General features: G+C 63.2%; 15 protein-coding genes. 7 read left to right on the top strand and 8 right to left on the bottom strand.

Annotated features, from left to right (window positions below; all coding sequences use genetic code 11):
- Positions 1-1089: an LLM class flavin-dependent oxidoreductase gene (locus P0Y43_RS00835; RefSeq protein ID WP_275635397.1), complete on the top strand. Its 1089-nt coding sequence runs from the start codon at positions 1-3 to the stop codon at positions 1087-1089.
- A gap of 48 nt (positions 1090-1137) precedes the next feature.
- On the opposite strand, the gene P0Y43_RS00830 is transcribed toward P0Y43_RS00835, so the two are convergent.
- The gene (locus P0Y43_RS00830; RefSeq protein ID WP_275635396.1) at positions 1138-2214 is read right to left on the bottom strand and encodes a sigma-54 interaction domain-containing protein; all 1077 of its coding nucleotides are present in this window, start codon (positions 2212-2214) and stop codon (positions 1138-1140) included.
- Positions 2215-2334: 120 nt separating this feature from the next.
- Positions 2335-3240 (bottom strand): LysR substrate-binding domain-containing protein, encoded by a 906-nt coding sequence (locus P0Y43_RS00825; RefSeq protein ID WP_275635395.1) that lies wholly within the window; start codon positions 3238-3240, stop codon positions 2335-2337.
- Positions 3241-3336: 96 nt separating this feature from the next.
- Here P0Y43_RS00825 and P0Y43_RS00820 point away from each other — a divergent pair, with 96 nt between their 5' ends.
- Positions 3337-4320, top strand: coding sequence for a DMT family transporter (locus tag P0Y43_RS00820; protein ID WP_275635394.1), 984 nt, complete (start codon positions 3337-3339; stop codon positions 4318-4320).
- A complete protein-coding gene (locus P0Y43_RS00815) occupies positions 4317-5471 on the top strand; it encodes a gamma-butyrobetaine dioxygenase (protein ID WP_275635393.1) in 1155 nt (384 codons plus the stop codon). The genes P0Y43_RS00820 and P0Y43_RS00815 overlap by 4 nt, the downstream gene beginning before the upstream one ends.
- A 60-nt stretch (positions 5472-5531) precedes the next feature.
- Here P0Y43_RS00815 and P0Y43_RS00810 read toward each other — a convergent pair whose 3' ends face one another.
- Together P0Y43_RS00810 and P0Y43_RS00805 are read right to left on the bottom strand one after the other, a co-directional pair.
- On the bottom strand, positions 5532-6962 hold the full coding sequence (locus P0Y43_RS00810) for an aldehyde dehydrogenase (RefSeq protein WP_430540210.1): 1431 nt from the start codon (positions 6960-6962) through the stop codon (positions 5532-5534).
- A gap of 118 nt (positions 6963-7080) precedes the next feature.
- Complete coding sequence (locus P0Y43_RS00805; protein ID WP_275635391.1) at positions 7081-8463, bottom strand: aspartate aminotransferase family protein; 1383 nt, start codon at positions 8461-8463, stop codon at positions 7081-7083.
- A gap of 380 nt (positions 8464-8843) precedes the next feature.
- On the opposite strand from P0Y43_RS00805, the gene P0Y43_RS00800 reads away from it, so the two are divergent.
- Complete coding sequence (locus P0Y43_RS00800; protein ID WP_275635390.1) at positions 8844-10211, top strand: APC family permease; 1368 nt, start codon at positions 8844-8846, stop codon at positions 10209-10211.
- A 57-nt stretch (positions 10212-10268) separates the two neighbouring features.
- Here P0Y43_RS00800 and P0Y43_RS00795 read toward each other — a convergent pair whose 3' ends face one another.
- The 4 genes from P0Y43_RS00795 to vasI all read right to left on the bottom strand — a co-directional run bounded on the left by P0Y43_RS00795 (position 10269) and on the right by vasI (position 17087).
- Positions 10269-11072: a helix-turn-helix domain-containing protein gene (locus P0Y43_RS00795; protein ID WP_275635444.1), complete on the bottom strand. Its 804-nt coding sequence runs from the start codon at positions 11070-11072 to the stop codon at positions 10269-10271.
- Between the two features lie 308 nt (positions 11073-11380).
- Positions 11381-15013: a type VI secretion system membrane subunit TssM gene (gene tssM / locus P0Y43_RS00790; protein WP_275635389.1), complete on the bottom strand. Its 3633-nt coding sequence runs from the start codon at positions 15011-15013 to the stop codon at positions 11381-11383.
- Between the two features lie 8 nt (positions 15014-15021).
- The gene (tssA, locus tag P0Y43_RS00785) at positions 15022-16476 is read right to left on the bottom strand and encodes a type VI secretion system protein TssA (RefSeq protein WP_275635388.1); all 1455 of its coding nucleotides are present in this window, start codon (positions 16474-16476) and stop codon (positions 15022-15024) included.
- Positions 16464-17087, bottom strand: a complete 624-nt coding sequence (gene vasI / locus P0Y43_RS00780) for a type VI secretion system-associated protein VasI (protein WP_275635387.1) — start codon at positions 17085-17087, stop codon at positions 16464-16466. Before vasI ends, tssA begins: the two co-directional genes overlap by 13 nt.
- 364 nt (positions 17088-17451) lie before the next feature.
- Between vasI and tssB the strand changes: the two genes are divergently transcribed.
- Genes tssB through tssE form a run of 3 tightly spaced genes read left to right on the top strand, consistent with a single transcriptional unit; the run spans position 17452 to position 19870 of the window.
- Positions 17452-17955 carry a type VI secretion system contractile sheath small subunit gene (gene tssB / locus P0Y43_RS00775; protein ID WP_275635386.1) on the top strand — a complete coding sequence of 168 codons (504 nt, stop codon included), beginning with the start codon at positions 17452-17454 and terminating at the stop codon, positions 17953-17955.
- Between the two features lie 17 nt (positions 17956-17972).
- Positions 17973-19463: a type VI secretion system contractile sheath large subunit gene (gene tssC / locus P0Y43_RS00770; RefSeq protein ID WP_275635385.1), complete on the top strand. Its 1491-nt coding sequence runs from the start codon at positions 17973-17975 to the stop codon at positions 19461-19463.
- Positions 19460-19870 carry a type VI secretion system baseplate subunit TssE gene (tssE, locus tag P0Y43_RS00765; protein WP_275635384.1) on the top strand — a complete coding sequence of 137 codons (411 nt, stop codon included), beginning with the start codon at positions 19460-19462 and terminating at the stop codon, positions 19868-19870. Before tssC ends, tssE begins: the two co-directional genes overlap by 4 nt.
- Positions 19871-19872 lie beyond the last annotated feature (2 nt).

The following is a 19872-nucleotide window of genomic DNA, read 5'->3' as shown; positions in this document are numbered from 1 at the left end:
ATGCCGATCGAGATCGACTGGTTCCTGCCCACCAACGGCGATGGCCATCACCTGACCAGCAGCGGCCTGCCCAAGGTTGGGCTGTTCCAGCAAGGCGAGCGCGCGCCGACCCTCGACTACCTGCGCCAGATCGTGCGCGCCGCCGAGCTGGCGGCGTTCGACGGCATCATGGTGCCCACCGCCAGCGGTTTCGAAGACCCTTGGCTGATCACCGCCGTGCTGGCCCAGGAGGTGCGCCGCCTGCGCTTCCTGCTGACCCTGCGGCCGGGGCTGGAGCTGCCGGCCTACAGCGCCCACCGCGCCGCCACCTTGCAGTTGCTCAGCGACGGACGCCTGGACCTGCATGTGGTCAGCGGTTCCAGCCGTTTCGAGCAGCGTTCGTTGGGCGACTTCCTCGAACACGACGAGCGCTATGCGCGCACCGCGGAGTTCCTCGAGGTGTTCCAGGCGGTGTGGCGCGGGCGCGGCCAACCGCACCATGGTCGCTACTACCGCAGCGGTGGCGGTGGCCCGATCGCGCCACAGGCGCCAGCACCGGCGATCTATTTCGGTGGCGCCTCGGACGCCGCCGAGCAGGTCGGTGCCGCGCACGCGCAGACCTACCTGATGTGGTGCGAGCCCCCGGCGATGATCGCCGAACGCATCCAGCGCATGCGCGCGCTGGCCGCCGCCAAGGGCCGCGCGCTGCGCTTCGGCCTGCGCCTGCACATCTTCGCCGCAGCGACCGATGACGCCGCCTGGTCGCATGTGGAGCGGCTGCTCGACGAGATCCCCAAGGACGCCATCGACCGCGCGCAATCGCAACTGGCCGCATACGAGTCGGTCGGCCAGTCGCGCCAGACCGGGCTGGTCAAGGGGCGTGGGCGACGGGCGCGGGAACTGGAGGTGTCGGCCAACCTGTGGGCAGGGGTCGGCCTGGTGCGCGGTGGCGCAGGAACAGCGCTGGTGGGCAGCTACCAGCAGGTGGCGCAACGGATCGAGGAGTATCACCAACTGGGGGTGGACTGCTTCATCCTCTCCGGTTTTCCGCACCTGGAAGAGGCCATTCACCTGGGGGCGGAGCTGGTGCCGATGTTGCGCAGGCTATGAAACCGAGGAGACCTTTTCGCGGGCTTCCCCGCGAAAAGGCCAGCGCGGTCAACCCTGGGTTCGCCCCTTGAGCAACCCATGGTTGACCAGCAAGGTGCGCATGGCATTGCGTGTGATGCCCAGCAACGCCGCCGTGCGCAACTGGTTGAACCCGCAATGGGCAAACGCCTCGCGCACGATCAAGTCTTCGATGTCATGCAGCAAGGACTCCCCCGGCACGTCGAACAGCCGCAGCAACTGCTCGCGAAGCACCTCCTGGGGCAAGCGGGTCAGCGCCACGGCGCTGCCGCGCGGCACGCCGATCCCGGCGGAGAACTTCAGGTGCTCGGGGCGCACCGGCTTGTCGCCCGCCACCAGCAGGGCCAGGTGCACGACGTTCTCCAATTCGCGGATATTGCCCGGCCACGGGTAGTCGAGCAGCGCCTGGGCCGCCGACTCCGACAGCATCGGCTCGGCGATCTTCAGCTTGGCGCTGTACACCCGGCGAAAGTGCTCGACCAGCGGCAGGATGTCCAACGGCCGCTCGCGCAGCGGCAACACCGCGACCTGGGCGACGTTGATCCGGTAGAACAGGTCGAGGCGAAAGTTTCCCGCCTCCACCGCCTGCTCCAGGTCGACGTTGGTGGCGGTGACCAAACGGATGTCGATCTTCACCGGTTTGCGCGAGCCGACCCGCACTACCTCCTGCTCCTGCAGCACGCGCAGCAGCTTGACCTGCAGGGGCAGCGGCAGGTCGCCGATCTCGTCGAGGAACAAGGTGCCGCCATCGGCCTCCTCGAACCAACCAACGCGCCGTCCCGTGGCACCGGAGAAGGCGCCGGCCTCATGGCCGAAGAACTCGCTCTCGGCAAGGGTTTCGCTGATGGCCCCGCAGTTCACCGCGACGAAGGCGCCACGGCGGCCGCTCAGCGCATGGATATGCCGCGCCACCAGCTCCTTGCCGGTGCCGGTTTCGCCGTTGATCAGCACCGGTACGTCGCTGGGGCCGACCCGCTCGAGGTAGTCCAGCAACTGGCGTGAGCGCGGGTCGGAGAAGACCAGGGCCTTGGCGCGGATCGACAGGGGGTCTTTTTCACCCTGGGGGAAAGTGAGGAGTGGGCTCGGGTGTGCCTGGGGGCCGGTCATGGCAGGCGGTTCCAGCGTGGGTGACGAAGAAGTGAGGCGTACTCTACCCAACGCTGGTTATAACCAGAAATATTAAAAAAGCATGAGTGCCAAACGTTTGGTTCCAGATGAACGGGGCTCTTACGCCAGCTGGATCTTCAACCACGCCGCCAGCGCCTGGGTTTCCCGTCGCCTGCCTTGCCCCTGGCGCATGCACACCGACAACGCATCCTGCAACGTGACCGACTGCGCGAACGGCGCCACCAACTCGCCACGGGCCAGCATCGGCTCGGCGGTGCGCCGCCAGCCCATGGCCAGGCCATGCCCCGCCACCGCCGCCTGCAACATCAGCGAATAGCTGTCGAAGGTCAGCGCCTTGCCACCCTGGGGCAGCGCCAGCCCATGGGCGGCCAGCCAGGTGTCCCACTCCAGCTCGTACTGCGGCACGGTCTGGTGGTGCAGCAAGGTGTGATGCGCCAGCCGGTCGAGCGCCAGCGCCTCGCCGGCATGGCGCGCCAAATACTGTGGGCCGCACACCGGGAAGACCTCGTCCGAGGCACTGAACAGCAAAGGGTGCGCGCCACGGTCACGGTTGCTGCTCTGCATCGCCACGTCGAAGTAGCCCTCGAACTCCGCCAACGGGCGCATCAGCGTGGTGACCTTGAGTTCGATTTCCGGGTGCTGCTGGTGAAAACTCGACAAGCGCGGCATCAGCCAATGGAAGGCCTCGCACATCTGGCACAGCAGCACGACCTGGTTGACGCCCGCCACCCCACGCAGCCGGTCGGCTTCACTGGCCAGCTCACCCAACGCATTACCCAGGGTAAAGGCCAGGCTGCGCCCCGACTCGGTCAGGTGGACGCCCCGGTTGCGCCGTTCGAAGAGCGTCACGCCGAGGTCGCTCTCGAGCGCGCGGATCTGCCGGCTCACCGCGGCCTGCGTGATGTGGAGCTCCTGCGCCGCACGCGAGACACTGCCCAGCCGGGCGGTCGCCTCGAACGGCAGCAGGGACGCCAGCGGCGGGAGCGACTTGCCAAGCCTATTCATAATCTTCAGTTAACCATTCGAGCTGAAAGATCATTTGTAGCACAGCCCGCGCCATCGCAGCATGAACGCCATCGCCCGCCCCTTCCAGGAGACGCCATGGCCACCGCACCATCAGACGCCCGCCGCGGCGTGCTCTTCGCCGTGATCGCCACGTTCTTCTGGGCAAGCAACTTCATCACCCCCTACGTCACCGGCGCCTACGGCATCCTCGACCTGCTACTGGTGCGCTACCTGTTCACTGGCGCCCTCGGCGTGTTCGGCCTGCTGCTGTGCCGTGAGCAACTGCGTGGCCTGGCGCCACGCCAATGGCTGACCGGCATGGCCCTTGGGGTGATCGGCTACCTGGCCTACAGCGCCAGCATCGCCGGCAGCGTGATCTTCGGCGGGCCGACGCTGATCGCCGCCTTCATCGGCTGTGTGCCGGTGCTGCAGGCGCTGCTAGGCAATGCCCGCGACCCACGGGTGCGCTGGGCGCAACTGGGCCTGCCGGTGAGCCTGCTCGGCCTGGGGCTCGGGCTGATCAACCTCGACGTGTTCGCCAGCCCTGCACCGCCCAGCAACGCCGCGCTGGGCGTGGCCTGCGCGGGGCTGGCGATCCTCTCATGGCTGGCCTTCAGCCTGATCAACCAGCAGGCCATCGCGCACCTGGACGCCCGCGCCACCCAGGCCTGGACCTGCCTGATGATGGTCGGCGCGGGCCTGGGCACCGTACTCATCGCGCCCATCGTCGCCGCCCAGGGCCTGCTGCGCTGGCCCCAGGCCCCCTGGCTCAGCGCCGACGCCATGCACCTGTACGGCTGGGCACTGCTGATCGGCGTGACCTCCTCGCTGATCGGCGCCGGCGCCTGGAACATCGCCACCCGCCACCTGCCCATGGTGCTGTCAGGGCAACTGATCGCCCTGGAATCGGTCTTCGCCACCCTGATGGGCCTGGCCTTCGTCGGCCGCCCGCCCAGCCTGTTCGAGTGCCTGGGCCTGGTACTGGTGGTTGCCGGTACCGTGCGCGCCATCCGCATCATCCTGGCGCCGGCCATCCCTGGCTCGGCGCCCACCCACCGCAGAGGAGTTGCACCGAAATGAATGCGATCGCCGACTACCGCCGGTTCCCGGTCATCAGCCCCTTGGCCGGCGCCGAGCGCTTTGCGGGCGGGGTGACGGTCACCTGGGCCGATGGCCGGGTCAGCCCGTTCCACAGCCTGTGGCTGCGCGACAACTGCCCGTGCGACGAATGCGTGTACACGGTCACCCGCGAGCAGGTGTTCCAGGTCGCCGATGTGCCCGAGGACACCCAGCCCCAAGCCGCGTCCATCGGTGACGACGGCCGCCTGCGGGTGCTCTGGGACGACGGCCACGCCAGCGCCTACGATCCCGGCTGGCTGCGCGCCCATGCCTACGACGCGCAAACCCTGGCCGAGCGCGAAGCCAGCCGGCCACGCAAGCACCGCTGGGTCGCCGACCTGGCACTGCCGGTGTTCGAGCACACCGCCGTGATGCACGACGACGCGGCGCTGCTGCATTGGCTGCTAGCCGTACGCGACACCGGGCTGACCCAGTTGCAGGGCGTGCCCACCGAGCCCGGCACCCTCCTCGCCCTGGCCCGGCGCATCTCGTTCATCCGCGAGAGCAACTTCGGCGTGCTGTTCGACGTGCGCTCCAAGGCCGATGCCGACAGCAACGCCTACACCGCCTTCAACCTGCCGCTGCACACCGACCTGCCGACCCGCGAGCTGCAACCGGGGTTGCAGTTCCTGCACTGCCTGGTCAACGACGCCACCGGTGGCGCCAGCACCTTCGTCGACGGTTTCGCCATCGCCGAGGCGCTGCGCACCGAGGCCCCCGAGGCCTACCGACTGCTGTGCGAGACCCCGGTGGAATTCCGCAACAAGGACCGCCACAGCGACTACCGCTGCCGCGCGCCGGTGATCGCGTTGGACAGTCATGGCGAGGTGCAGGAGATTCGCCTGGCCAACTTCTTGCGCGCACCGTTCCAGCTGGAGGCGGCGGTGATGCCGGCGTATTACCTGGCGTACCGGCGCTTCATCCAGATGACCCGCGAAGCGCGGTTCCGCTTTACCCAGCGCTTGGAGGCTGGCCAACTCTGGTGCTTCGACAACCGCCGGGTGCTGCATGCCCGCGATGCGTTCGACCCGGCCAGTGGCGCGCGGCATTTTCAGGGATGTTATGTGGATCGCGACGAGTTGTTGTCGCGGATTCTGGTGTTGCAGCGCTGAACGGCGCAGTACTCAGGAACGCTTGCCGCAGGCTTCGGCCCGCGGCTGGCGATGCGCGGGTCAGCGCAGCTGGATCCAGGTGGTCTTCAACTGGGTGTACTTGTCGAATGAATGCAGCGACAGGTCGCGACCGAAACCCGATTGCTTGTAGCCTCCGAACGGCGCTACGACATCGAGCGCATCGACGGTATTGACCGAGACGCTCCCCACCTTGAGTCGCCTGGCGACCCGATGCACGCGGTTCAGGTCATCGCTCCAGATCGATGCTGCCAGCCCGTAGACGCTGTCGTTCGCCAAGCCGATCGCCTCCTCTTCGCTGTCGAACGCCGTCACGGCGAGCACAGGGCCGAAGACTTCCTCACGCGACAGCGACGACTGCGGTTCGACGTTGGTGAAGATCGTCGGTTCGATGAAGTTGCTGGAACCGTTGAACGACAGTTGACGCCCACCGGTCACCAGGGACGCCCCTTCTTCATGTGCCTGGTGGATAGCCGCCATGATCCGGGCGGTCTGCTGGGCGTCGACAATCGCGCCGGCGCGGGCTGCCGGGTTCAACGGGTCGCCCGGCTGCCAGTCGCGGGCCTTGCCGATCAGACGCTCGACGAAATCATCATGGATCGAGCGATGCACGTAGAGCCGCGAGTTGGCCGAACAGAACTCACCCTGGTTGTAGAAGATGCCGAAGGCGGCTTTCTCCGCCGCCAGGTCCAGATCCTGGCAGTCGTCGAACACCAGGTTCGGGCTTTTCCCGCCGCATTCGAGCCACACCTGCTTCAGGTTCGACTGCGCCGAATACTGCATGAAGTACTTGCCCACTTGGGTGGAGCCGGTGAACACCAGGCAATCGACGTCGGGGTGCAGGCCCAGGGCCTTGCCGGCGGTCTCGCCCAGGCCCGGCACGACGTTGAACACGCCGGGCGGGACCCCGGCCTCCAGCGCGAGCTCGGCCAGGCGCAAGGCCGAAAGCGGTGACTGTTCGGCCGGCTTGAGCACCACGCTGTTGCCCGCCGCCAGCGCCGGCGCCAGCTTCCACGCGGCCATGTCCAGCGGGAAGTTCCACGGCACCACCGCGGCGACCACGCCGATCGCCTCACGGGTGATGGTCGCCACGGCATTCGGCGCGGTGGGCGCGACCTGGTCGTAGAGCTTGTCGAGCGCCTCGCCATACCAGGCGAAGACGTGGGCGGCGCCCGGCACATCGATGTTGTAGGCATCGATCACCGGCTTGCCCATGTTCAGCGACTCGAGCAGCGCCAACTCCTCGCGGTGAGCCATCATCAGCTCCGCCAGGCGCAGCAGCACGCGCTTGCGCTGCGTCGGCGCCATCCGTGTCCAGGGGCCGTGCTCGAAGGCCTCCCGGGCGCTGGCTACGGCGCGGTCGACGTCCTCGTCGGCGCAGGCGGCGATCCGCGCCAACAGCTGGTTGGTGGCAGGGTTGATCGCATCGAAGGTCGCACCGCTCGCGGCGGCCACGAAGCGGCCGCCGATCATGGCTTGGCTGGGAAGGGTCAGGTTGGCGGCTTTGCGCTGCCAGTAGGTTGAATCGTGCACGTTCTGCTCCTGGATGCCGTTGGACGGTCGTCGTTTGGGAAAGCTGCCGCAGACGGCCTCAAAGCTTGCCGAGGGCCTTGGCGGTGCGATCGACCGCCTTGCGGGTCTTTTCCACCAGTTCGTCCAGCTCGCTGTGATTGGCCACTAGCGCCGGCGCCATGATCATCCGCCCCAGGGTCGAGCGAATGATCACCCCCTCCTCGAAACCGAAGGTCCGGCACTGCCAGGCCAGATCGTTCTCGTTGGCGTAGCGCTTGCGGCTGGCCTTGTCCTCGGCGAACTGCAGCGCCGCCACCAGCCCTGCGCCTTGCACCTGACCGATCAACGGGTGATTGGCGAACACTTCACGCAGGATCCGCTGCAGGTACGGCCCCGTATCCTCCTTGACCTGGCGCACGATGCCTTCATCACACAACGCCTTGAGGTTGGCAATGGCCACCGCCGCCGCCACCGGGTGCCCGGAGTAGGTCAGGCCATGGGCGAACACCCCGCCGCGCTCGACCAGCGCTTCGGCGATGCGCTTGCTCAACACCAGGCCGCCCATGGGCACGTAGCCGGAGGTCAGGCCCTTGGCGATCGACAGGGTGTCAGGCTCGAAACCGAAGTATTCATGGGCGAACCATTCGCCGGTACGACCGAACCCACCAATCACCTCGTCGGCGCACAGCAGCACATCGTACTGACGGCAGATGCGCTGGATCTCCGGCCAGTAGCTTTCCGGCGGGAAGATCATCCCACCCGCGCCCTGGAAGGGCTCGGCGATGAAGCCGGCCACGTTCTCGGCGCCGAGCTCGAGGATCTTTTCTTCCAGTTGCAGCGCGCAGCGGCGACCGAACTCGGCCGGGCTCAGCTCGCCCCCTGCGGCATACCAGTAGGGCTCGTCGATGTGCGCCACATCCGGAATCAGCCCGCCCATCTCGTGCATGAACTTCATCCCACCCAGCGCCGTGGCCGCCAGGGTAGAGCCGTGGTAGCCGTTCCAGCGGCCGATCATGATCTTCTTCGACGGCTGGCCGACCACCTGCCAGTAGCGACGCACCGTGCGGATCAGCACTTCGTTGGCCTCGGAGCCGGAGTTGGTGTAGATCGCATGGCTGTAGTGACCCGGCAGCAGGCTGAACAACAGCTCGGACAACTCGATCACGGCCGGGTGGGTGGTGTGGAAGAACAGGTTGTAGTAGGCCAGCTGGTCCATCTGTGCGGCGGCAGCGGCCGTGAGGTCCTTGCGCCCGTAGCCGAGCTGGGTGCACCACAGGCCAGACATACCGTCCAGGTAACGCTTGCCTTCGCTGTCCCACAGATGCAGCCGCTCACCACCGACCATCACTCGCGGGCCTTCGGCGTTGAGCGCCTTCTGGTCGAGGAAGGCATGGATATGATGCGCGGCATCGGAGGCCTGGTAGTCACGGGTCTGGCGTTGGGGTACGAAAGGCGCGTTCATGGGTGGTTTTTCCTTGTTGATGTAGGACGCCCATGGAGCTTGACGCAGTGCCGACGCAGCCGAAATCCCCCGTTGGGGTGATATCCCGAACGCTGTATTCGGCTCACCCCAAGGGGTGATTTCGAAGCCTGGCCGGCTATGGGAGCATTCGCCCAAGGCCCCGAAACACGGCCTTCCTTTCGTGCCAGGTCAATAAAGAGAACAACGCCATGAACGCACGCTCGATCGCCCCACGCCGCACCCGTCCCCCTCCTCGCGACACCCACAGCGCTTGAACGAGGGCCCCAGGCCCAACACCCAGCCCAACCACCCTTCCCCCTCAACGGTATCGAGCCCACTCGCATACCGCGGTGTCCTGCATCCCACACCAGGAGTCAGCCATGCATACAACAACGACAACCGCTGCGCATTCCCCTGCACATTCGATTTCCAGTGCCCGCTTTCGCAAATCCATGGGCATGACCGCACTGGTGCTCTTCGGCCTGGCCTACATGGTGCCGCTGGCGGTCTTCTCCGCCTATGGGCTGGTCGCCCAGACCACCAGGGGCCACCTGCCGAGCGCCTACCTGCTGACCCTCGTGGCCATGCTTTTCACCGCCTACAGCTATGGCCGCATGGTCCAGGCACACCCGTATTCCGGCTCCGTCTACACCTACACCCGCAAGGCATTCGGCGCGCATGCCGGGTTCATGGCCGGCTGGACGCTGCTGCTCGACTACATCTTCCTTCCGCTGCTCAGCTACCTGTTGATCGGCATCTACATGTCCGAATACTTTCCGACCCTTCACGCCTGGGTGTGGGTGCTCGGCGCCATCGGCGCGGTGACCTTCCTCAACCTGATCGGCATCGAGTCGGTGACCCGCGTCAACGGTATCCTGGTGGTCGCCCAACTGGTATTCATCGTGGTGTTCGTGGCGTTGTCGATCAACAGCCTGTCCGCTCAGGCGCAGCCGGTATCGCTGACCGCGCCGTTCTACCACGAGGGTTTCAGTGCCTCGGCGATCATGGCCGGTGCCGCCGTGCTGTGCCTGTCGTTCGTGGGCTTCGACGCCGTGTCGACCCTGGCCGAGGAAACCGCCGATCCGACCCGTCGCATCCCCCGGGCGATCATGGCGGTATCGCTGACCGGCGGCCTGCTGTTTCTCGTGGTCTCCTACTTCGCACAACTGGTCCACCCGGACTGGAGCAGCTTCACCAACCCGGACTCGGCCCCAGTGGAAGTGATGAACAGCGCGGGCGGCCAGTTGCTGGCCAGCGCCTTCACCGCCACCTACGTGGCAGGCTGCTTCGCCTCGGCCATGGCGTCCCAGGCCAGTGTGTCGCGCGTGCTGTTCGCCATGGGGCGCGACGGCGCCCTGCCCCGCGCCTTTGGCCAGTTGGTGACGAAGAAGCGCGTGCCGGCATTCGCGATCGTGGTGGTCGGTATCGTCTCGTTGAGTGCGCTGTTCATCAGCCTGGACACCGTCGCCAACATGATCAGCTTCGGCGCCCTGTTCGCCTTCTCGGCGGTCAACCTGGCGGTGGTCAAGCACTACCTGGCCGACCAGAAGCTGCGAGGCACGGCAAACTGCCTGCGCTATGGCCTGATTCCCGGGTTGGGGTTCCTCAGCACCCTGTGGCTGTGGACCAGCCTGTCGAGCATGTCCTTCACCATCGGCCTGTGCTGGATGGGGTTGGGCGTGGCATTCCTGATCGGGCTTACCCGCGCATTCCGGGTGAAGCTGCCGGAGTTGCAGATGGCGGATTGATCAGCGCCGTGGTTGCCCTGAATGAAAACGCCGACGATGAATCGTCGGCGTTTTCGCTTAGCGAGGCTTGCCCATGTAGCTTTCCAGCGGATCACGCTCCAGCACCCCGTGGGCATTGGCCAAAGCATCGATGAACAGGGAAAACAGCTCGGACTGCGTGCCGATGTCAAGCTTGGCGTAGACGTGCTTGCGGTGCGACTTGATGGTGTCTTCCGAGACTTTGAGGCGCTCGGCCAGGGACTTGGTCGAATGACCGCGCAGGATGAGCTGGGCGATCCGACATTCGCGCTCGGTCAGCAACGAAGACCCGAAATTACTAAGGGCCGCATGCACACGCTGCTCCCAGACCTTCTCGACCCGTCCGCCGCGGCCCTGATAACCGTCGAAGTGCTTGGCCAGCACCGCCAGAACCCAAGGGCCGATCGACTTGAAGCGCGACTTCGCCGCTTCGTCGAGTTCATCGGTGAACGCCAGCGACACTGCCAGGCTCAAGCTCTCGTCCAACTGAAGGATGTAGTTGATCTCGTCCTCGAGGTGGGAGTGGCGGTAGAACGCCAGGTAGTACTCGCTGAGCTTGAAATGATCGGGCGCCACATCCGCCAGCGCATAGCATCCCGAATGGACGTTTTCGATGCAGACCTCGTAGAACGGGTCCAGCAGGTAGAAACCCGACAGGTAGCGCCGCACATTGCCTTCCGGCAGCCAGGGGCCTGGCCCGTCGCACTGCGACCAGGCCGACGGCAAACCCTCGCGGGGGTACAGGTATACCGTGCTGGCCTTGACCGGGCCAACGAGCGCGAGCGCATCGAACAGCGCCGTGGCGAACCCCTGCGCGCCCAAGGCGGCGGTGACTTTCGCCATTGCCTCGAAGTAATGGGCTGATGAGCGTTGATCGAATTGCACGTTTGTATTCCTGGGACTCCACTAGGCGGATGGTGCCATGGGTATGTGCATCGGTGAATCACCCGTTGGGGTGAGTGGTTCGTGGTCTGGGCCTGAAGCGGACGGCCGGTATCTTGAGGGCCAAGAAAATGGTGCGACTGATGGGCCGAAGAGCCTTTTCCGGCGTAAAGACAAACGCCCCGAACGAATCGGGGCGTTTGGTCCAAGGCTGTCAGCGTGTTTTCACACAGCCTGATCAGGCCTCTTTTTCCAGCCTCCAGGGCGCGTTACAGGGTTCGCTCCAGCGGTAGCCGGGCCTGCATCGTGCGGGGGGCCGGCTGCTGCAGCAGAGTGCGGGGCAGCCGGAAGCCCTTGAAGGGTTGCTGGGTGATGGGGTTGAAGGCTTTTTCGGAGTTCAGCCGGTAACGCATCACGCCATCGCCTGTCATGAAGCTCAGGTCCACGCTCGTAGCCGTCCGACCATTCAGCGCACCGCGGCTAAGCAGGCGGAACATCGACCAAGGGCCTCGGTACTCCAGGCTGCTGCTGTTGCCATTGAGCCTGAGCAAGGTCAGGTTGCTACGCACCTGTTGACCCAAGGTATTCGGCCAGACCACACCGGTGATCTGACGAGGGCCATGGGTATAGGAAAGCAACTGGCCGTCGAGGTCCAGCAGGCTGGTGCGCTGATTCGCACTGAGGCCCAACGGCTCGATGCTGAACTGCACGCTGAGATTGCCGCGCTGGTCGAAAAAGGTTTCGCGGATACGGTCTGCGGTGGCCAGTTGCTCGATCACCTCACGCCGAATCAGGGATCCTCCTTGCTGGTCCGACTGCAAGGCATCCAGGTTGTCCTTCAGAAAAATCTTCAGGTACTGATCGTGGAACTGCTGCAATCGCCCCTTGGGCCCGAAGAATGCCTCGAAGTCATCCAGGGAAGCGTCTGGCGCCCGAACGACGAAGGGATATCGCCCGGCCAGCCGCTGCTGAAAGAAGCCATATACCTCGACATCCCAACGCCGCTCCAACTCGCGTAGCGCTTCGACATTGAGCACTTGCGCGGTCTGGTCGGCAACTTTCTTGACCTGCTGCCGGACCGGCTCGGGTAGCCCGGTGGCAACTCGTTGCAGGGTGCTTATCGGATCGGGGCTGGTCATCGAAAAGCGTTGAAGCACCACCTGCAGGGCGGCCTTGCCGCGATCCGGGCTGTCCTGTACTGCCTTGGCGTAATCGTGCACGGCAGTAATCGCAGCAAGCGTTTCATCGTAATAGCTAGGTTTCTCGCCTTTTGCGTCCAGCATGCCATTCAAGCCCGCGAACGCACGGCGGATGCCCACGGCCTGCTGCTGCTCGGGCGTACCGGCAACCCCTTTCACAATCGCGGCAGCCTCCAGCTCCTGCTCTGTGGCCGAGGCGGGGTAAATGGACGTGTTATCGCGCACAGTCTCCAACAGCCGGTGCAAGGGGGCTGCCGGCCCAGTCAGCTGCTCCAGGATCGCGACAGCGTGGTTCAGGTCTTGAAAGTCGGTGACGGCGAACGCATTCAAGGCTCGTCGCCAGCTGTCGATGTAGTCCGCGCTGTACAGTGTGCGAACGCGTTCGGTCAGCGCTCCACGGTCAGCGTCCGAGTAGTCCAGATGGTCACGCTCGCCCAACGCCCACTGGTCGATCATTGCCATGTTGGCGAGGTGCTGGCTACGGGGTTCGAAATACTCCTTGAAACCTTTCGCCGTGACCAACGGAGCCAGCAGGATGCTTGCATTTCCTTGAGTCGCTCCGCTAGTTGATCGATAGACCACGTCAAACGCAGGACCAACCTGATTCCTGATGTCCAACCCCGCATGCAGTTGCTCATCAGCCTGCTGCTTGAGGCGCGCGTACACCCGCTGAGGCATCGGCACCTTACGCAGTATGTCCTGGACCTCACTGACTTGCTGGCGGAATTGCGCTAGGTCGGTATCAGCATAAGCCAAGGCGTACTTGAGGTGCCGCATCAGGTCACGTTGCAGTTGCCCCTGTCCGGGAAAGGTCTGCTGCCACTGCTGAGCCAGCCATTCCTCGACCCATTCAGGGCGACGGTTATTGCGATCTTCAAGCATGCGGTAAACCCGAAGCGCGGCCATTTGCTGCTCACTGCCGGCGGGGGAGGCGATCATCACGTCGACGACGCCACTGGCCAGTGCAGGCAGGAAACGGCGAGACAACAGGCTCAGGTACGCCTCATCAACCCTTGGCCCAATCGCACGGCCTTGATAGAGGCCGAAGTCGGCCAACAAAGGCCATGCGCCGCGGTAATCGCCGAACACGGAAACCGCCTCACGGATCTGGTCCAACGGGCCCAACAGATTCCGTCCAGTCGGGTCTAGTCGCTGATCCACTTCGTGATGGCGGTACTCCCGACTTTTGGCCAACACACTCGCTGCCTTGGCTTCGTTGATGTCGAAGTAGCGCTGCCAGGTGGCGACTGCGACCGCCAACGCCAGCACGCCGACACCCGAACTGACCCACAACAGCTGACGCTTATGACGGGCCACCCTGACATTGTCACCGGCCAACCCCGCCTCTTGATAAATGACCCGTTGAAACACCTGCTGTGCGAAATAGACCAGGCTCTGGCCTTGTGGCTTACCTTCCCTCAAGGGCAACTGCGTTTTATACGGCTGTGCCGCCTCGCGGATGAAGGCGTTGCTCATTTCGCCCTGCTGGAGCACCGAGGACCAGTACACACCCCGCACCAAGGCAGGCGTAGTGAAGCGGTCGCTCGCCAAGGCTTCACGCAGGAAGCCCATCAGTAATGGGCGTAACCCCGTCAACTGTGCATGCAGGGCGATCAAGCGCTCACGCGCTCGAGGTTGGTTCGGTAGGCTCAAGCCTTCCAGCATCTGCTCGTACAAGACGCGAGTCAGTTGGTCATAGTGGCTGGCAAACTCGTCCAACCAAGCATCGAAGGTATCGACGGATTCCAGTTTGAACGTGAAGCCCAACATCTGCTCGCGCTCAGACGTCGAAAGGCGCGCGAAGAATTGGTCGAACCCGTCCAGCAGGTCGAATTTGCTCATTACCACGTAGAGCGGCAAGCGCGAACCGAGCTGACTGCTCACTTCATACAACCGAGTCCGCAGGACATGGGCGAGCGCGATGCGTTGATCAGGCGTGGCATGTACCAAGGCGGGTAGATCGACAACCAGCAGCAGGCCATTGAGCGCCCGGCGACTGCGATTGCGTACCAGCCAACCCAGCAAGTGCTTCCACAGCCTCGCCTGGATACCGGCTGGAACATCGGGCTCTGCAACACCAACTTGGTCGGAGGTGCCAATGCCCGAAGCATCCTGGCTTATGAGGCCTCCCGGCGGGTCGATGATGACGGCGTCGTTACTGATCCACCACTCCACAGGGTAAGCACCCTCGTCAACCTGGCGCGCCCGTGTCTGGCTGTTGGCAATACGGGTCAATGAAAAGCTTTGGTTCGAGTGGTTGATGAAGCTGCTCTTGCCTGCGCCCTCCTCCCCCAGCACCAGATACCAAGGCAATTGATAGAGCGCTCTGCGCCCTCCGGCATTGTCGAGATAGCGCGAAAGCCCACTATTCAACGCGTTTTCCTGGGCTTGAATGAGCGGCAAACATGGGTCAGCGTCGGCAGCGATTTCCTGTCGCCGCTCAGCCTGCAGCCGCTGGAAGCGCGCACGCAGCACCCACAACCAGCACAGCAGCGGCACCATGACCAGCGCCAGACTGGCGACACCGCGGGACGCCACACTCTCCAGTGGCTGCTGTTCGCGCCAGGTCCAGTGCGGGCCCAACCACCAGATGGCGGCCAGTAGCAACAACGCTCCCAGTCCAAGCAATAGCGGCAGCGCCCCTCCAATACGCGTCGCCAGGGGCCAACCCCAGCGCTTCAATAGTTTCAGGAATTGGCTCATGAAGGCTCCTAGTCTTTGTTCTGATCAGTCAGTACCGAGGTGGCTCCGTACTGCCGAAGCCTCTGAAATGTCTCGGGCTCCCACATATCAGCCGTTGTCTTGCGCATGGTCTGGGCGACACTGGCGCAGAGGTCCTGTGCAAGCCAGGACACCCCACGGGTGGCAAGCAGGTCGGCGGCGATAACCGTGGAGTGACAGCGTTCACGGGGTGAGCGGTAATCTGCATGCAACCCCTGTAGGGTCAACAGCACCGACTCGATGCCATCGGTTTCCAACTGGCTGGCCAGCCCCTCACGCAGGCTGCGAAACTCATGGGTGTGCGCCTCTTGTGCCGGTTGCGCCCCGCCCCCTTTGAGCCAGACTAGGCACTGCTCGTCGAGGAACGACGAGCCATCGCTGAAACACAGTTGCTGCAATGACGGCAAGCGCTGCACGAACCGAGCGGTTGCGCCACGGATCGCTTCGGCAACCTCCCCCATCGCCAAACGCGTGGCAATGTTCGCGGCGAGGAAGCTGCCGCGAATCCAGTAGGGCGAGGCCGTAACGCTTTTTTCCACTCGCAGCAACAAGGCAGGGTCAATGGCGGTGCTGGCAATTGCCTCTTCGTACCCTGTCGCAATATCCAGCGGAACGGCCATCAACTCCGTGCGGTACCCCTGCTTGGCCACGGGTGCAGCCTGAATGTGTGCCCACATACCGAAACGCCGCAGTTGATAGCCGGTCGGGTCATAGAGGTCCTGCTGGTTAATGAACTCGGCCATGCTCAGGACGGCTCGTCGTGTCTCACGCTCATTACCCAGGGACATTACCGGTTTGCTGGAGAGAAACGCTTCGGCCAATGGCGCTGCGGTTACTTTGGGCACGGCCGCTTCGCAGGCTGGTGTCTGCGCCCCCCCCATGGCTTCTTTCGAGTGCTTGAGCAGCAGGCGTTGCAGCTCAGCCACCAACGCCGGGTCCAACCTCGCCGGCTCTACCTGCTGCTGCAGACACGAGAGCGCATGCTGCGCAGCAGCTGCGATGGTGGGGGTATGACTGAAGCGGTCCAGTCTGGGTAACGCATCGCTGAGGCGCTTGAACATCACATCGACCCATTTGCGTTTGCCAAGGTAGCCTTTGGGGCCTGGTTTGGGGTGCGCCGTCTCCCAATAGCGCTCAATCATCCCGGCCAAGAGCTCCAGCGTGAAGCACCAGTGCTCCCAACTGCCGCCACGTAGCCAGGCAACACTCAAGTGCCCAACGATACGCAGCTGTTTGCACTGTCGACTGAGGTACTGCCGAGAGGCTTCTTCGATGTACAGCCAATCGATGGAAGCCTCTTGCAGACCTCCGAGCTTGACCATCTCCTGGTCGATCGCCTGGTAGGTTTCATCCTCGAGATCGAACAATCCCGCCGGGGCGTTCGGATCGATGGGCGCGAGCAACCGGGCGACTGCTTCTGCCGAGACCCGCTCTACCAACGGCATGCTGCACGCGCCTGTTCGATCAGCGGGTCCAAGCCCTGGGCATCGAAGGTCAAACCATCGACCACAGGGTCGTCACTCACGACATGGATACGATGCGCGCCGATCAGTGCCTTGATCTTCTCGATGGCCGGCAAGCCACGGCCGGCATCGAGCACCTGGCCGTTCTCCATGACCTGCCAGGGTAGCGCGGCCGTTGACTGGAGCTCCGTGCGCAGTTGCACCGTCACTCGTCCCACGTCGATGGGTTCGCCGATAAGCAACTGCAACCGGGAGATGTTCTCGATGCAACTGATGGCAAGGAACGGGCGCGGCTCAGTTGCCGCTATCGCAGGGGCAGAAATCACCAGTCGCTTCTGCCCCTGGGCATCACTGTTGCCCTGCTCACTGAGCGTAAAGGTCAAATCGTCAGGAGCTCGACGCGCTTCGTTGACCATCACGCTCAACAGGCTAGGCGCCTCCTGTTCGGGCGCGGACCACGCCTGCCTCGGGACGTGCACCGGTGTCCCTGCAGCCTGATCGAAACAGGCCAGGCGCTCCAGGTTCGACACGACCTGAGGGCAATCCCGAGCGGGGTTCGCCAACACCTGCCCTGAATACAACAGCAACGACAATCCAGCGCCATATACACAGCGGGTAATCACCGGAAATCCACCTTTTCCATTAATACATACACCGTGAATGGCGAATGCATCTCCACGACAGCAACGCATCGAAACCCATCACTCGAAAGTCAACAAATAAATCGAGCAAGAGCCTAGTACACACAAACAACGATATACAAATAAATATTTTCTTACACTTTCAAGCTCGACCAACCAGCACTTACCCGCGCATGTTTTAAAAGATTAAACACCACCCAAAACAACACTTTTAGTACTTATAAAGCCATAACTTAGGAAATTTCCTACAACATAAAAACTCAAGATGAGCTATCTCTTGACCTGGCAACCACGCACGACAGGGAGTTACAAATCAATGTCAAAAAGCACAAGCTCCGTTGCGCCCAAAGAACGCATCAATATCAAGTACGTGCCCGCCACGGGGGATGAGCAGGCAGAAATAGAGCTGCCCCACAAAATGCTGGTGATGGGGGATTTCGGGCTGGATGACACCCGTGTCCTTGAAGACCGACAGGTCATGCGCGTTGACAAGCACAGCTTCAATAGCGTGCTGCAAGACGCCGATGTCGCGCTGAGCATGGCGGTCCCCTCCATGCTCAGCAACGAGCCAGATGCTGAGCTGGCGATCAGCCTTCAATTCAAATCGATCAACGACTTCGGTCCCGACCAGATTGCGCGGCAAGTCCCGGAGCTGCACAAGTTGCTGGAACTCCGCGAGGCGCTGGTGGCCCTGAAAGGCCCCCTGGGCAATGTTCCCGCCTTCCGCAAGCAACTGCAGCACCTGCTCAACGACGTGCAAGCACGCAAGCAGCTCGCACAGGAACTGGACCTGGTGCTTGACGCACCTAAAGAAGACTAAGACAACGGAGCGTCCCCATGCCCACCCGCAACACTACGACCCTCACAGCCGACGTCACGACAGAGAGCGTGGGCAACGCCACATTGCTTGACCAGATCATGGCCGAAACGATGTTGGTGCCCAGTCAGGAAGGCTATCAAGTTGCCAAGCAAGGGGTGGCAGCCTTTATTTCGGAGATCCTCAAGAGCAATGACCCAGATCAACTGATCAACAAACATCGGGTCGACCAAATGATTGCCGAAGTGGATCGCATCCTCGGCAAACAAATGGACGCCATTCTCCATCAACCTGACTTCCAGCAACTGGAGTCGGCCTGGCGCGGCCTGAAACTTCTGGTGGACCGCACGGACTTCCGTGAAAACATCAAGCTCGAAGTCCTGCATGTCAGCAAAGAGGACTTGCTCGACGACTTCGAAAATGCTGCGGATATCACCTGCAGCGGGCTTTACAAGCATGTCTACACCGCAGGTTATGGCCAATTTGGTGGTGAGCCGGTCGCGGCCATGGTCGGCAATTACAACTTCGGCCCGTCCTCGCCCGACATCAAGCTCCTCAGTTATATGGCATCGGTGGGTGCCATGTCGCATGCGCCGTTTATCACGGCACCGGCACCCGAGTTCTTCAACCTGAGCAGTTTCGAAGAACTGCCGAATCTGAAGGAGATCAAGGACATCTTCGCCGGTCCACGTCATGCCAAGTGGCGCGCCTTCCGTGACAGTGAGGATGCCCGTCACACCGCACTGGTCGGGCCACGCTTCATGCTCCGGTCCGCCTATCACCATCAGGAGCAACCCGTCGAAAGCTTCACCTACGACGAGAACGTCGACGGTCAGCACCAGAACTACCTGTGGGGCAACTCGGCGTTCCTGCTGGCCAGCTGCATCAACGACAGTTTCGCCCGCTACCGCTGGTGCCCGAACATCATCGGCCCGCAGTCTGGTGGCGCCGTCGAAGACCTGCCGGTGCACCTGTATGAATCGCTGGGGCAACTGCAGGCCAAGATTCCGACCGAGGTGCTGATCTCCGACCGCAAGGAGTTCGAGTTGGCCGAGGAAGGCTTCATCGCCCTCACAATGCGCAAGGACAGCGACAACGCCGCTTTCTTTTCCGCCAACTCGGTGCAGAAGCCGAAAAACTTCCCCAAGACACCCGAAGGACAGCAAGCGCAGACCAACTACAAGCTCGGCACCCAACTGCCCTACCTGTTCATCGTCAACCGCCTGGCGCACTACATCAAAGTGCTACAGCGCGAGCAGATCGGCACTTGGAAGGAGCGGCGTGACCTGGAGTCCGAACTCAATAAGTGGATCAAGCAGTACGTCGCCGACCAAGAGAACCCCTCGGCCGATGTCCGCAGTCGTCGGCCATTACGTGCAGCGACCGTGGAGGTCTCCGATGTGGCCGGTGATCCGGGCTGGTACCAGGTCTCGCTCGCCGTGCGCCCGCACTTCAAGTACATGGGTGCCAACTTCGAGATCTCCCTGGTAGGTCGGCTCGACACTAAATGAGCAGCCTTTTCGACCGCCTGACAGCCCCCCTGACAACGCAGCGCGAGCGCTCTCGTCATGCTGCGGCAGGGCAACGTTTCGAGGTGATCAAACGCCACCTCGAAACGTTGCTCAACACGCGCCAGGGTTGCTCGCAGAGCAGCCCTGACCTGGGCCTGCGCGACTTCAACGGGCACGACCTGAGCAGCGGCGACTTGCTCCAGCAAGTCAGCGCCGACATCCGCCGCACCATTCAACGGTTCGAGCCACGAATACAGGTGTGCACGTTGAAGGCCGTGCCGGATGCCAACGCTCCGCTGGAGCTGCACTTCCTCCTGGATTGCCAGGTGCAGGTCGAGAACCACACCGAACAGCTCGAGATCGAGCTGCTGGTCAATGGCCACAATCGCTATACCCGAGTGAGATAACC

Origin of the sequence: Pseudomonas entomophila (assembly GCF_029193575.1) — a bacterium.
In the GTDB taxonomy this organism is placed as follows: domain Bacteria; phylum Pseudomonadota; class Gammaproteobacteria; order Pseudomonadales; family Pseudomonadaceae; genus Aquipseudomonas; species Aquipseudomonas entomophila_G.
This window is presented reverse-complemented; position numbering and strand designations above follow the sequence as displayed.

Bases quoted from the DNA above. Each gene is read 5' to 3' on its own strand.
- P0Y43_RS00835 (WP_275635397.1), top strand. From the start codon at position 1: ATGCCGATCGAGATCGACTGGTTCCTGCCCACCAACGGCGATGGCCAT.
- P0Y43_RS00830 (WP_275635396.1), bottom strand. From the start codon at position 2,214: ATGACCGGCCCCCAGGCACACCCGAGCCCACTCCTCACTTTCCCCCAG.
- P0Y43_RS00825 (WP_275635395.1), bottom strand. From the start codon at position 3,240: ATGAATAGGCTTGGCAAGTCGCTCCCGCCGCTGGCGTCCCTGCTGCCG.
- P0Y43_RS00820 (WP_275635394.1), top strand. From the start codon at position 3,337: ATGGCCACCGCACCATCAGACGCCCGCCGCGGCGTGCTCTTCGCCGTG.
- P0Y43_RS00815 (WP_275635393.1), top strand. From the start codon at position 4,317: ATGAATGCGATCGCCGACTACCGCCGGTTCCCGGTCATCAGCCCCTTG.
- P0Y43_RS00810 (WP_430540210.1), bottom strand. From the start codon at position 6,962: ATGATCGGCGGCCGCTTCGTGGCCGCCGCGAGCGGTGCGACCTTCGAT.
- P0Y43_RS00805 (WP_275635391.1), bottom strand. From the start codon at position 8,463: ATGAACGCGCCTTTCGTACCCCAACGCCAGACCCGTGACTACCAGGCC.
- P0Y43_RS00800 (WP_275635390.1), top strand. From the start codon at position 8,844: ATGCATACAACAACGACAACCGCTGCGCATTCCCCTGCACATTCGATT.
- P0Y43_RS00795 (WP_275635444.1), bottom strand. From the start codon at position 11,072: ATGGCGAAAGTCACCGCCGCCTTGGGCGCGCAGGGGTTCGCCACGGCG.
- tssM (WP_275635389.1), bottom strand. From the start codon at position 15,013: ATGAGCCAATTCCTGAAACTATTGAAGCGCTGGGGTTGGCCCCTGGCG.
- tssA (WP_275635388.1), bottom strand. From the start codon at position 16,476: ATGCCGTTGGTAGAGCGGGTCTCGGCAGAAGCAGTCGCCCGGTTGCTC.
- tssB (WP_275635386.1), top strand. From the start codon at position 17,452: ATGTCAAAAAGCACAAGCTCCGTTGCGCCCAAAGAACGCATCAATATC.
- tssC (WP_275635385.1), top strand. From the start codon at position 17,973: ATGCCCACCCGCAACACTACGACCCTCACAGCCGACGTCACGACAGAG.
- tssE (WP_275635384.1), top strand. From the start codon at position 19,460: ATGAGCAGCCTTTTCGACCGCCTGACAGCCCCCCTGACAACGCAGCGC.